The organism is Candidatus Woesebacteria bacterium, assembly GCA_016700095.1.
GTDB lineage: Bacteria > Patescibacteriota > Microgenomatia > UBA8517 > UBA8517.
The window spans coordinates 1,032,956-1,045,662 of the sequence record CP065002.1; the positions used below are offsets into that span (position 1 = coordinate 1,032,956).

At 37.6% G+C, this 12,707-nt stretch carries 13 protein-coding genes; 5 read left to right on the top strand and 8 right to left on the bottom strand.

Features of this window, described 5'->3' with window-relative positions:
* Positions 1 to 117: 117 nt before the first annotated feature.
* From IPM62_05120 to IPM62_05135, 4 genes are all read left to right on the top strand, one after another.
* Complete coding sequence (locus IPM62_05120; protein QQS38737.1) at positions 118 to 1,302, top strand: replication-associated recombination protein A; 1,185 nt, start codon at positions 118 to 120, stop codon at positions 1,300 to 1,302.
* Positions 1,299 to 1,715 carry a hypothetical protein gene (locus IPM62_05125; protein ID QQS38738.1) on the top strand — a complete coding sequence of 139 codons (417 nt, stop codon included), beginning with the start codon at positions 1,299 to 1,301 and terminating at the stop codon, positions 1,713 to 1,715. Before IPM62_05120 ends, IPM62_05125 begins: the two co-directional genes overlap by 4 nt.
* Positions 1,712 to 2,680, top strand: a complete 969-nt coding sequence (locus IPM62_05130) for a hypothetical protein (GenBank protein ID QQS38739.1) — start codon at positions 1,712 to 1,714, stop codon at positions 2,678 to 2,680. The genes IPM62_05125 and IPM62_05130 overlap by 4 nt, the downstream gene beginning before the upstream one ends.
* Positions 2,681 to 3,124: 444 nt before the next feature.
* Complete coding sequence (locus IPM62_05135) at positions 3,125 to 5,557, top strand: ATP-dependent Clp protease ATP-binding subunit (protein QQS38740.1); 2,433 nt, start codon at positions 3,125 to 3,127, stop codon at positions 5,555 to 5,557.
* Here the strand turns inward: IPM62_05135 and IPM62_05140 are convergent.
* Genes IPM62_05140 through IPM62_05155 form a run of 4 tightly spaced genes read right to left on the bottom strand, consistent with a single transcriptional unit; the run spans position 5,554 to position 7,921 of the window.
* On the bottom strand, positions 5,554 to 5,769 hold the full coding sequence (locus IPM62_05140) for a hypothetical protein (protein QQS38741.1): 216 nt from the start codon (positions 5,767 to 5,769) through the stop codon (positions 5,554 to 5,556). The genes IPM62_05135 and IPM62_05140 overlap by 4 nt on opposite strands.
* A gap of 57 nt (positions 5,770 to 5,826) precedes the next feature.
* Positions 5,827 to 6,021 carry a hypothetical protein gene (locus tag IPM62_05145; protein QQS38742.1) on the bottom strand — a complete coding sequence of 65 codons (195 nt, stop codon included), beginning with the start codon at positions 6,019 to 6,021 and terminating at the stop codon, positions 5,827 to 5,829.
* 1 nt (position 6,022) lies between these two features.
* Positions 6,023 to 7,255 (bottom strand): serine--tRNA ligase, encoded by a 1,233-nt coding sequence (serS, locus tag IPM62_05150; protein QQS38743.1) that lies wholly within the window; start codon positions 7,253 to 7,255, stop codon positions 6,023 to 6,025.
* Between the two features lie 24 nt (positions 7,256 to 7,279).
* Positions 7,280 to 7,921: a histidine phosphatase family protein gene (locus IPM62_05155; protein QQS38744.1), complete on the bottom strand. Its 642-nt coding sequence runs from the start codon at positions 7,919 to 7,921 to the stop codon at positions 7,280 to 7,282.
* Between the two features lie 406 nt (positions 7,922 to 8,327).
* Here IPM62_05155 and IPM62_05160 point away from each other — a divergent pair, with 406 nt between their 5' ends.
* A complete protein-coding gene (locus IPM62_05160) occupies positions 8,328 to 8,537 on the top strand; it encodes a hypothetical protein (protein ID QQS38745.1) in 210 nt (69 codons plus the stop codon).
* Positions 8,538 to 8,676: 139 nt separating this feature from the next.
* Here IPM62_05160 and IPM62_05165 read toward each other — a convergent pair whose 3' ends face one another.
* Genes IPM62_05165 through IPM62_05180 form a run of 4 tightly spaced genes read right to left on the bottom strand, consistent with a single transcriptional unit; the run spans position 8,677 to position 12,686 of the window.
* Positions 8,677 to 9,243 (bottom strand): HDIG domain-containing protein, encoded by a 567-nt coding sequence (locus IPM62_05165; protein QQS38746.1) that lies wholly within the window; start codon positions 9,241 to 9,243, stop codon positions 8,677 to 8,679.
* Entirely contained in the window at positions 9,240 to 10,748 is a 1,509-nt protein-coding gene (gene lysS, locus IPM62_05170) for a lysine--tRNA ligase (GenBank protein QQS38747.1), read from the bottom strand. The genes IPM62_05165 and lysS overlap by 4 nt, the downstream gene beginning before the upstream one ends.
* 32 nt (positions 10,749 to 10,780) lie before the next feature.
* A complete protein-coding gene (locus tag IPM62_05175; protein ID QQS38748.1) occupies positions 10,781 to 11,836 on the bottom strand; it encodes a M20/M25/M40 family metallo-hydrolase in 1,056 nt (351 codons plus the stop codon).
* A gap of 1 nt (position 11,837) precedes the next feature.
* The gene (locus IPM62_05180) at positions 11,838 to 12,686 is read right to left on the bottom strand and encodes a hypothetical protein (protein QQS38749.1); all 849 of its coding nucleotides are present in this window, start codon (positions 12,684 to 12,686) and stop codon (positions 11,838 to 11,840) included.
* Positions 12,687 to 12,707: the final 21 nt, after the last annotated feature.

The window sequence follows — 12,707 nt, forward strand, 5'->3', positions numbered from 1 at the left end:
ATTTTTGACTAGCATCACAGTTAAAATCGGACGTTTAAATTTAGAAAAGGTATTGTGCGTATTTAGTGAATCGAGATAATTATTTACTTCGGTATTTATTCGGATTATAATTTTTACATGGACAATACCCCACTTCCCGAAAAACTTAGACCAAAGTCGCTTAGACACTACATCGGTCAGAAAAATATTGTGGGTAAAGACAAGATTATTAATAATTTAATTAAGAACGCCAATAAAACCAACTTTTTCCCCTCTCTCGTTTTTTGGGGACCTCCAGGATCAGGGAAAACTACACTTGCAAGAATTATTGCCAATGAACTCGATCGTGAGTTTATCGAGTTTTCTGCTGTAAACACATCGGTCAAAGATATTCAAAAGGTGGTAAGAGATGAGAAGACGAAACATAACCAGTCTTCTATTTTTGCGTCACCGGTTGTTTTTTTGGATGAAATCCACCGCTTTAACAAAGCCCAACAGGACAGATTATTACCTCACGTGGAGAAAGGTGAAATTGTTTTAATCGGAGCTACAACCGAAAATCCGTCGTTTGAGGTCATTGGTCCGCTTCTATCAAGGTGCCGCGTATTAGTCCTAGAACAGCTTGGGGAAAAAGATATTAGAAAAATTATACGAAACGGAGAAAAATTTTTACATATAACAATGGAATCTAACGCCAGAAAATTTCTCACAACCTCTGCAAACGGTGATGCAAGGGTAGCTTTAAATGTACTAGAAATTGCAGCTAATATTGGAAAATCGGAGTCGATTAAACTCACGGAGATAGAAAATGCTCTCCAAAAACGGCAATATACTTTCGACAAAAATGGTGAAGATTTTTACAATATAATTTCAGCATATATAAAATCAATGCGCGCGAGTAATGTAAATGCTGCGCTTTATTATCTGGCTCGCATGGTAGAAGCGGGACAGGATCCTTTGTTTATTGCCAGAAGAATGGTAGTTTTTGCCTCAGAAGATGTTGCCTCCCCAACTGCACTTGTGGTTGCAAACGCAGTCTTCCAAGCTTGCCAGCAAATTGGCTATCCCGAATGTCAGGAAAATTTAGCGGCAGGTACGGTCTATCTGGCTCAATCTCCAAAAGACCGCAGGGCGTACAATGCCTACATGAAAGCTTTAGAAGATGTTAGAAAACATGGAAATTTGCCAATTCCTCTTAATCTTCGTAATGCTCCAACTGAATTAATGAAAAAGTTAAAGTATGGAGAGGGATACAAGCCTTATACGCAAGAAAGTTTATTGCCCGAAAAAATTAAGGGGAAGAAATACTACATAAACAAATGAAAATTAGTAACTACATAAAAAATTACACTGCAGGAAACCGTATTACCGTTAAACACATAATTGCCGAAATAAATGAGTATCTTCACGAGGTTGTTAGATTTAACAAATCAGGTATGAAGGAAGAATTGCATGACATTTTTCATTTCCTTCAACTTTGGCTTTACTGGAGAGTTGGTTTGGATGGCAAAGTATGGAAAATTACACAAGACTCAGTAGACAAGTTTATCAAAAGAAGAAAAGTGTGGGAAAATATCTACGAATATGTTGGACTGGACAAAAACATATCAAAATATTGCGGTAACTATAAAAGAAAGGAAAAGGTTATAAAACATTTGTCTGAATATAAAGTTAGTCGAGAAAAATCATTAGCTGCTTATAAGAAAATCGTTCTAAACAACTTTAAACATAAATGAAATTAACACTAGTCGAAACTGCAATAATCACGCCAACAACTCCATTTAATTTTGATGCCACATTTCATAAACCTGATCATTTCACCAGTGGTGATAATTATTGGGAAAAAGGAGTTAAATGGCAGACTTTTGTTTGGCAAAACAAGACTTTGGGTCTTAAGTTCGTAAATATCAAAAGTGTGCAAACACCTAAAATTCAAGTTGAAATTTATTATTCCCGTAAACTGTCAAAATCATTTATTGCCACTTTAATTAAAGAAATTACATACAGATACAACCTCAATCTAGACCTTAGCGGTTTTTATACACATTTCAAGAAAGACAAAGTACTTCAACCAATTATTACTAAATTTTACGGTATGAGACCGGGACATCCCAGTTCTTTGTACGAATACTTGATTATCGGAATAGTACTTCAAAATGCAACAGTCAAAAGATCTATGCAAATGTTTACTGCTTTACTTGAAAACTACGGAACAAAACTAGAGTACGACAACAAAGAACTTTGGTGTTTCTGGAATGAGGGAGATTTGCAAAACGCAACTGAACAAGAATTAAGGAATTTGAAGGTAGGCTACCGCGCAAAATCACTTAAAAAAATTGACGATTATTTCGCCAACGGCACTATTAATGAAATGGAACTAAGAAAAAAAGACAGAGAATTTCAGAGGACTGAGCTTCTTAAGCTCTATGGTGTCGGACCGGCTACTGTTTGGTATCTTTTATTTGACGTATTTCATCATTGGGATTTCTTCAATCACATATCTCCCTGGGAACAAAAAATATACTCTAAAGTATTTTTTGATCAAGACCCGGAAACACCAATCCCTGTTGAAAAACTCTTAAGTCATTTTGAAAAATATGGAATGTTTAAACAGCTGGCGGTTCATTATATTTGGGAAGATCTGTGGTGGAAAAGAAAAAATGAGAACATTCCCTGGTTGGAAAAATTGATACGGGTATAGTATTGACATAATTAATACATATTAAAATTATAATCACTAATATTACTTTTCAATTTACAGGACGGCGTAATTCGCAATTATAAATTAATGCGCTAAAAGATTACATCCAATCCTTAATGCCACCTCCAAACATGAGGGCAAATCACCAATCTCAGAGAGTTTCATTAGATGTTGTAAATTATCCACCAAATATGTCAAGTTTTACTCAAACTTAATTTGGTACATTTATTTAAACGTGCTCACAACATTAACGCCAACTAATTTCAAAATCGTTATACCATTTCTGGATCCACCTCGAGCCTGATATAATAGTTTTAACATTTTAATTCATTCACAAAAAGTGAATAAGTCACGGACGAATTGAATTAACCTAATCTCGTCAAAGACTGAATTTGATAAGTAACAACCGAAAGGTCGTGAATAATTTTTTTATTAACCGAAAATATGGAATTTGTCAGATGGCATTACAGTAAGGGAATTAGTCATTACCTAAAAAGCTGGGAAAATATATTTGAGTCCACGCTCAAATACTTTTCCTTTCCTATTCTTTTTAGAACACTCTTCTCACCATGGAAGAGACTCGGCAAAACGCAAAAAAGTTCTGGGTTCAATTGGGACAAATTCAAAGATGATTTAAGCTTCAATTTTGCTTCCCGAGTCGTAGGTTTTCTTACTCGCACATCACTTATTGTGACTGCTGTAATTGTACTGATGTTTTTAATGACTTTCGGGGTATTTGGTCTACTTATGTGGATAATGTTTCCGATAGCAAGTTATTCTAAATATAAAAGTGTACAAAAAAGACCTGAGTATTTCGTAGCGGACATCGTCGACAAAGCCTTCAAATCCGATAATCCGACAAAAAATATTTTCGACAATCAAGCCGGAAAATTTGTTTTAGATCATTTGGGATTGGATATCGAAACCGTACTGACAAGCTCGTCATCACACATTGCTCTTGATTATTCAAATAAGTACGTAGGATATGCACAACTACTTGCTCATTTAATCCAGGGTGGGTTATTTTCTCAAAATTTCTGGCGCGACAATGATATACACTCCGATGACATGTTGCTTGCCGCAGAGATTTGGGATACACGTAGACTAATTGAATCCGGTGACAATTCCAATTCAACTACCTACATAAAAGGCATCGGTGCTAATTTATTGTTTGGTTATACTCCCGTCATTGACCAGATAGGAAGCGATTTAATATATGAAAGAAGTAAAGCTCCCATGCTTCGAGGTAGAGATGATGTTATGGCGCGAATAGATCGCATCCTTTCCTCAAAATCTAGCATGTTACTTGTGGGAATGCCGGGAGTTGGGAAAAAAACTTTATTACTTGAACTTGCAAAAAAACTCGACAAGCAGTATCAACGTTTGGTCGAGGTAAGCATTGTGAAACTTACTCAAGGAATTGCCGACAACAATGATAAAAAAGTAGCAATCCAAAATATGTTATCCGAGGGAGCCAGTGCGGGAAATGTTGTAATCGTACTAAAAAACTTGGAACGCATAACGAATTTGGAATTTGAAGGAGTCGATTATACCGATGTTTTCGAAGAGTATTTATCCAAAAAAAATATTGTGTTAATTGCCATATCTACACCTGAGGAATACGAGAAATATTTATCAAGGAATTATCGACTTATGAATTATTTTGAGAAAGTTGACCTGGAACCCTTAAGCCCGGAATTTGCAACCCAGGTACTTATTGATCGGGCTGCGGAATTAGAAAGCACTCAAGGTGTTACGATTCCGATTCCCGTATTGAGGAAAATGGTAATAACAGCCGATAATTTTTCCAGCTATTCTCCGTTCCCACAAAAAGCTCTGGAATTATTAGAAGCAAGTGTTTTGTACACTAAACAAAACAATTCAAAAATTGTCACGAGCGAAGATGTTATCACGGTTACATCTGAAAAAACCGGCATACCAACCATCGCATTAACCTCTCAACATAAACATAAATTGGCAAACATGGAAAGCCATTTGAAAGAAAAATTAATAGGTCAGGACAGTGCAATTAGAATGATTTCCCAAAGTCTTAGATCACGCGCCATGGATGTCTCAACCGGCAACAAACCAATCGGAACCTTTTTGTTTCTTGGTCCAACAGGTGTGGGAAAAACAGAAACCGCAAAAGTTTTATCGAATGTCTACTACGGTCACGATGACATTATGCGTTTTGATATGGGGGAATATATCGGCATGGAAGGACTTATTAAATTAATCGGTTCATTGCAGATGAATCAACCCGGAATATTAACGACTGCAATTAGAAACAAACCCGCGGGAATGATTTTATTTGATGAATTGGAAAAAGCCTCAAAAGAAGTATTCAATGTTCTTCTTCCGCTCATAGATGAAGGGTACATCGTAGATGCTTTTGGAAGAAAAGTAGATTGTCGCAATACCTTTGTCATTTCAACATCAAATGCCGGATCGGATTTGATAAACCAACTTATTGCACAAGGTACAACCGGTGATGAATTAAACGAACAGGTATTAGATTATATAATCAGAGAAAGAATTTTTTCACCCGAATTCATTAACCGCTTCGATGGCGTCGTTGTCTACCAACCTTTGACGTACGAAGAATTAACCAAAGTAGCAAGTATAAAGTTAAATATTTTAAAAAGTCGCATGGCTGAGAAAAACATTTTTGTCGAGCTTCACGAAAGTCTACCGCAAAAAGTGGCTATCGACGGATACCATCCAACTTACGGAGCAAGGCCGATGAACAGAGTGGTAAATATGACAATCGCTGATTTGATTTCCCAGGCGATGCTGTCTGAACAAGTTAAGCCAGGTGATAGAGTAATTTTACTTCCGGGAAACGAGAAACTAGAATACAGACTGCAAAAGATTTAACGGTTACCTATTTTATGAGGACAATTAGTACATTTTCTTGCTTCAATCTCCAGATTTAACATTCGTGTGAAAACAAGTTGTCTACCCAGCGGTCCCAAGAGGTTGGTCAAAATATTTTCTTCAGGTTTGGCTAATGCATTTTTATGATCAAGCATTTGCTGCCAAGCACAGCCACCTCCTATGAAAGACTTACATTTATACTCTTTTCCCATAATAAATAATCCGCAATAATATTGGAGAATTAATTATAGGGTATTATATCATTTATTCTAATTCTTATTCAAACCTTCAGGCTTTGTTACTACTATCTTGCTTGTAATATCCGTATCATATCGAATAATTGTAGACTCGCCTACTCCGGGGCCTGTTACGACAATATTTCCACTACTTCCTTTTCTTTGTTTACTTTCTGCCAACTTTAACGCGGCGTTCAGTCTATCTTTATATGGGCGATCAGGAGTCATGTCATTTAATCCTCTCCTTCCCCATCCATTTCTGAAGCGCTTTGGGGATTAGAACGCTTCCGTCCTTTTGCTGATTGTTTTCAATTATTGCAATTGGCGTACGCGAGGTTGCAATTGCTGTGCCATTTAACATATGTACATATTCATTTTTGCCTCCCTTTGCCTGATATTTAATATTTAAATTTCTTGCCTGATAATCGGTACAGTTTGATGTGGAGGTTACTTCGCCATAATCGTTTCTTCCCGGCATCCAGGCTTCTATATCATATTTCCTGGCAGCCATAGCCCCCAGATCTCCAGTGCATTGTTTCAAAACTCGATATGGCAAACCCAATTCTTGGTAGATTGCTTCTTCCATAGCCAATAAGTAATCGTGCATCTTATTTGACTCTTTAGGTTCACAGTAAATAAACATCTCAGCTTTTGTAAATTGATGTACCCGATACATTCCTCTCGAATACTTGCCATACGCTCCTGCCTCTTGCCTGAAACAATGCGAATAACCGATATATTTGATCGGTAATTTGTTTGCGGGAATAATTTCGTCTGCATGTTTACCTGCCAATGTAACCTCAGCAGTTGCAATAAGACCCAAGTCTTCTCCTTCAATCATATAAGTTTGAGCTTCATCGCCACGCGGAGCGTATCCAGTTCCTAAATAAAATCTTGATTTAGCCAAATCCGGAGTAATAACAGGAGTAAACCCTTCTTTTCTTAATTTCTCGAAAACGTATTGTACGAGCGCCAATTCGAGCATTGCACCATCACCATAAAGATAATAAAACTGAGATCCTGCAACTTTTGCGCCATCCTCGAGACTGAGTATCCCGAGTTTTTCACCCAACTCTAAATGATCTTTAGGTTCAAAATCAAATTTTGGAATTTCTCCCCATTTTTTAATTACTTCATTTTCCTCCTCACCCTTACCCACCTTTACATCACTGGAAGCGGGATTGGGTATCAGATTAAGTGCATCATTAAACTCCCTTTCGGCCCTTTCAAGATCCGGTTCGATTAGTTTTAATTTTTCTTTAATTTCTTTGCCTTTTTTAATATTTTTCTCTTTGGCAATTTTATTCCTATCGGCACGAAGAACTTCAATTTCCTTAAGTATATTTCTACGCTTTTCATCCAGGGCTAAAACTTTGTCAACCAAGGACGCATCCATCTGCTTATCAGCAGTACCTTTTTTAACTAAGTCTTTATTTTCTCTAATAAATTTAATATCTAGCATATTTTATTTTCGCTTATTATAACATCACAAAGCATGTGAACTTAAATCGGAACGCAGTTTGGTCAAATGCTCAGTGTCGTTTAACTTGACGAGTTTTAGTTCTTTACTGCCATTTACTCCAACGATATCAAATTCGGTCACAGCAGCAGGATCAAGTTTAAATTTCCATAAATCGTCAATTGGCCTTTTTTCGGCCATACATACCATGACACGCACAATGTTATCGTGAGTAATTAGCAAAGAATTTCCCTGCCACGTTTTACCCATAATATAATTTCTCACTCTACCTGCTGTTTCAACAAACTTCTCACCAAAGGGAAAAACAGCTTTTGATGGCATATTTTGCCATAAATCAAATACCTCGGGATAATTGTTTTTGATCCATTTAATGTTTTTTCCCTCCCATTCGCCGTGATTGGTTTCGATTATTGCGTGTTCATAGACAACTTCAACGCCGATTTTTTGGGAAACGATTCGTGCGGTTTCCATGGTTCGTTTTAATGGACTGGATATTATTTGGTCTATATCCCGTGTCAAACTTTCCGCAAGTGCTTTTGCTTGTTTTTTGCCAAGCGGAGAAAGCCCAGTGTTATAAGTCTGGCCTTGATAAATCCCTTTTGTGTTTGCAATACTTTCAGCGTGTCTTGCCACTAATATTTTTGCCATATTTTTAATGATTAATTCCTGTATACCTTTACGTAAGAGTGTTTTGTTATTTCACACTTTTTGGTTCAGAAATAAAAAAACACCTTCCAATCAGGTAAGGTGTTGTGCCCCCGTATGATGGGGAGGTGCCAGCTCAACTTTGCTTGAAAAGTTAATTTCAAGTCTACTTTATTAACGCTGTTACGGGCTAACCCGTGTCGGTTATTACCCCGACAAGCTCCGTTGGTGGAATCCGACAGTATCGGGCCAACATCAATGCTATTATGTGAGTATTTTATGTAAGATTGACTGTTGTGTCAAACAGTGAAATTTTACATAATAACTTTTCTTTGTTATAAATATATAATGACAATTTTGTTGCCTTTAAATACTTGTCTAATCTTTCGTATATGATTTCATTCACTCTATGAGGGAACGAAAAGAAGAACCAATGCAAACTGAGTTTTACGCCGTGTGTCCTGGAAAAAATGGGTTGAATTCCCATATAGTTCCGATAACAAACGGTGCTCAGCAAGGTGACAAAGTGTCATGTCTCACACATGGAACAACATTAACTGTTGAAGCAAATGAAGATTGGGGTAGATTGTCAGTAGAAGTTACAGTAATACCTGTTTAACCATAAATAACCATAAACTTTTTTTCTTTACCTATGGTTTTTGTCCCCATACCTTATATAACAAACTAAACTCGCGGTTTACAAATATCCACAGACTTCTATGTAGAATCTTGATCATATGAGAATAAAAACTAACCCATCACAGGCCCAAATCTTCATGGATATTTTGCATTGAAGTTAATGCGATCTCGATAAATTCCTCCAGTGCAATACCGAGTCTTTCCTCACACATTTTTATCTGCTGTCTATCAACTCCGGCTGCAAATGCTTTTTGTTTCCATTTACTTTGAATTGACCCAACAGTGACGGCTGATAGTTTCTTCTCGGGTTTAACCAGAGCAACCGCAACGATTAACCCGGTAAGTTCATCACATGTATACAAACTCCATGCCATACGTGTACTTGGTTGAGGAGCACCGTCTACATAATTCCATGCATGCTCAGCGACTGCCGATTTAACATCCGAGTGAGCTTCCAGTTCATCAAGCCATTTCAGAGCTCTTATTGTATGTTCTTTTTTTGCAGTTTCTTTTGTTTCTTCATAATCAACATCGTGAATCAGTCCCGCCAAACCCCATATATCCTCATCTTCACCAAATCTTTTAGCAAGAGAACGCATGACGGCTTCCACAGCATAGCAATGTCTACGCAAGTTAATGTTTGTAATATGCTTATGAAGTAAATTTATTGCTTGATCTCTCGTCATTTCTCTTGTTTTTTTACTTTCTTAATGCTTTCGGGTTTGAGCAAAGGAAAAAGAACTGCTTCACGGACAGGTAAATCGGCTAGAAATGAAAACAATCTCTCACTAACACCAAAACCGGTAACAGGAGGCATACCAAATTCGAGTGCTTGCACGAAATCATAATCATGCATCTGCGCTTCTTTGTCGCCTTCATCGCGCATGCCTTGCTGCGCCTTAAATCTTTCTTGTTGGTCAACCGGATCGTTTAACTCACTATAGCCATTCCCCATCTCACTTCCAGCTAATATTATCTGATACCTTTGGGTAAATTCAGGTCGATCTTCCAATCGCTTTGATAAGGGCGACACTAAAACCGGATGCCCAACGAGAAAAACAGGACCGCCAATTTCTTTTCTTACCTGTTTCCACAATAAATCAATTAATCTCCCCTGTGTATCACTTTTTTCAAATCTAATCTTTAATTCGTTAAGCTTGTTTTTGAGATCATCTATGCTTGCCACCGATACATCAATCCCCATCTTTGCCTTGATTGAATCTACATAATCGATTTTTTCCCATTTGGTATCCAAATTAATCGAAAATCCATTTATTTTAAATTTAAGACTACCAAAAACTTTTTGCGCAACGTACTTATACATTTCTTCGACAAGTTGCATCGAATCAACATAACTGGCATAAGCCCAGTAAAATTCCATTTGCGTATAATCCTGAAGATGCTCACGGCTTAATCCTTCGTTTCTAAATTGTCTACCTATCTCGAATGTTTTTTCAAAGCCGGCGACCATCAATCTTTTTTGCCACAGTTCTCCCATAGAAATCCTTAAATAAAGATTGATATCAAAAGCGGCATGGTGGGTTACAAACGGATTAGCATCGGCACCGCCTGCGGTATTTTCCAAAACCGGAGTCTCGACCTCAAGAAAACCTTTATCGATCATGAAGTTTCTGATACTCTGCCAAAACATGGCTTTTTTTCTAAACAGATCCTTCAGGTCGTCGTTAACCAATAAATCGATATATCTTTGCCTATATCGCAATTCTTCATCTTTGATGCCGTGCCATTTTTCGGGAAGAGGCCGTACTGATTTGGTCAATATTTTTATTTCGCTAGGTATTAGCGATATTTCACCGCGGACTGTTTTCCCGACCACACCATTAACCTCCAAAAAGTCTCCGACATCAGTCAACTTTATAAAATCGGTAAAACCTAAGTTTTGTTTTTCACGAGATGTTTCATGTAATGTCTTTTTTTGTACAAATACTTGCAATTTTCCCGTTTCATCCTGAATATGACCAAAGGCAATATTTCCATGCTCACGCAATCCAACCAATCGCCCCGCAAGCGAAATTTCTTTGCCTTCAAACTTCGAGTAGTTATTTAATATATAAGAATTCGAAAAATCTTTCTTAGCGCTTGCCGGATAAGGATCAATGCCCATCTCACGCAATTTAGCTACTTTTGCAAGTTTTATTGATCTAATTTCTTCTAATCTACTATTTTTCATTTATTATTTAGGATGCTTCTAGTTTAACAAACTTATGTGTTTATGGAAACATAAGCATTATACAATTCACCCAGTTGAATTAGTTTACTTATCTCTACTGATTCGCTTGTTGTATGCGCATCTTTGCTTCCATCGCCAATATTAATTACTTTTATACCATTTTTAATAAAGGCGTTAGCATCACTACCACCAAACGAATTTTTGTATTTCGGTTTTATTCCCAGTTTAGCAAATGCTTTTTTTACATCTCCCAAACACCTATCGTTTTTGGCTAAACGATACCCTTCACTATATGGTTTTTCCTCATATATTAATTTGACACCACTGCTTACTTGTGCTTCGAAAACATTGCGGGTTTTTACCAATGTCTCGTTAAATGTCGCGAATGAAAAGCTTCGTATTTCACCTTCAATACTAATACTTCCGGGTATAGTATTTGTTGCGGTTCCTCCTTTTATTAGTCCGATATTACACGTAGTTAATTTGTCGACTCTTCCAATGGTCATTAACGACAAAGCATCAATAGTCGGAATAAGCACATTTCTTCCTTTCTCTGGAATAGATGAATGTGCCAGTTTTCCGACAAACTCCATTTTTAAATCAGTAATCCAAGGTGAGGCAGTAATTATAGTACCCAATTCGGAAGAGCTGTCGGCAACAATTCCGCTTGTAGCGTGTAATTGACGAAAATCAAACTTACTTATTCCACTATCCGTTTCTTCCCTGACACTAAAAACCAACTCAAGTGGTCGATGGTTGAGCTGCAAATTATCAAGGGTCTCTAAAATCGCTGCGATACACACTTTGTTATCCGCACCCAATATCGTTTTTCCACCACTTGTAATAATGCCGTTATTAACTACCGGTTTAATACCGCGTCCGGGTTCCACCGTATCCATATGACATGAAAGCACCACCGGTTTACGACCTTCACCGATTTTTGCAAACACATTACCCTCCTCATCAACCCTGAAATTCACATCGAGTTTGGTTAATCTGTTGGTAATATATTTTCGTATTTCCTCTTCGTGACCCGACGGGCTATCAATCCGTACCAAGTCGCAAAAAGTATCAATAATTTTATTCATATTAGTTTATTAAATTTCCAAAGAATTCCCCGATTTTTCCAAAAGCATCTAGTGAGATACTGCTTTCTCCCGGTTCGATAGGCACTCTCCCTTGTGACGCATGCAATTGGCGACACCTTTCCTCAAAACACTCTGCTTTGATGGTATTGGTAGCAATTAAGGTACATGGTATTCTTCTTGGACCCTGACTCCGATCTAAAACATGCTCTAAGCCTTCTTTATCCGACTGGTTATGCCTTCTTCGATAGCCGCATGTTAAACCCACTCTTTCCGAACAATTAATACATGAACAGGTCAAATAAGACAAATAGGGATGTGTGGAAAAATTAAGTGGTTCCATTTCGGCTCCTTTGTTAAATGCCCATGCAGTCACAGCTTGTTTTATTGTCGCTATTCCCAACATTTCTCCCCACATTTGACCAGCTTTTTGTTTAATTTGTTTTCCACCCAGTGATCCTATACTGCAACCCCGGTAATTTGGGTGTGTTATAGCAGATCCAAACTCGACAACTTGCATGCCAATTTCAGCAACTCCCCGAGTATTTAATGCCGGATACATCGTTCCATGATATAGAACTGTCCACTCGCCACTGGCACCAGGATGATCTTTCGTTATCATCATGACCGTTTCTCCTGCTTTGAATTGATCCAATAACGCTTCAGGCGACTTTGGCAGCATTTCACCGGGGTTAACATTGTTATAACCGACAATCATGTCGGATACTTGCGCAGTCATTGCCATTAAAGCATCGTGTGGTATGCGATGCATCGTCAAATCACCTGATCCGGTAATTGTGGTTGCACTGGTTACTACATTTTGTAACTCGGTGTTTCGTACTAATATTTCCATGATAGTAAAAGGTTTTAACCA